We start from the raw sequence: 366 nt of genomic DNA on the forward strand, positions 1-366 counted from the left end.
TTCCTGCGTGAACACTTCACGCAGATGCACCTGACGCTCAAGCAGAACATGGCGGAGATTGGAGCGAAAGTCGTTGTCGATCTGCTACGCAGTCGCAGTAAGCTTTAAGCCCATGGCTTCCCGCAAACCCAATCCCGACCAGCTCGGCCTGCTGCTCTCGCAAGAGCCGGCGGCCAAGCGTGCGCGTCGCATCCTGTGCGGCGTGGATGAGGCTGGACGCGGGCCATTGGCCGGGCCGGTGACGGCTGCGGCGGTCGTTCTCAATCCGCGCAAGCCGATCAAGGGCCTGGCCGACTCAAAAATTCTGACCGCCAAGAAGCGGGAAGCGCTCTACGACGAGATCGTCGAAAAGGCGCTCGCCTGGCA

Annotated in this window: 1 pseudogene; it reads left to right on the forward strand. The window is 62.3% G+C overall.

Features of this window, described 5'->3' with window-relative positions:
* Window positions 1-73: 73 nt before the first annotated feature.
* A pseudogene (locus tag BRSPCE3_RS35775) lies at window positions 74-366 on the forward strand (ribonuclease HII); the annotation flags it as partial.

Origin of the sequence: Bradyrhizobium sp. Ce-3, from assembly GCF_022835695.1 — a bacterium.
Classification (GTDB): domain Bacteria; phylum Pseudomonadota; class Alphaproteobacteria; order Rhizobiales; family Xanthobacteraceae; genus Bradyrhizobium.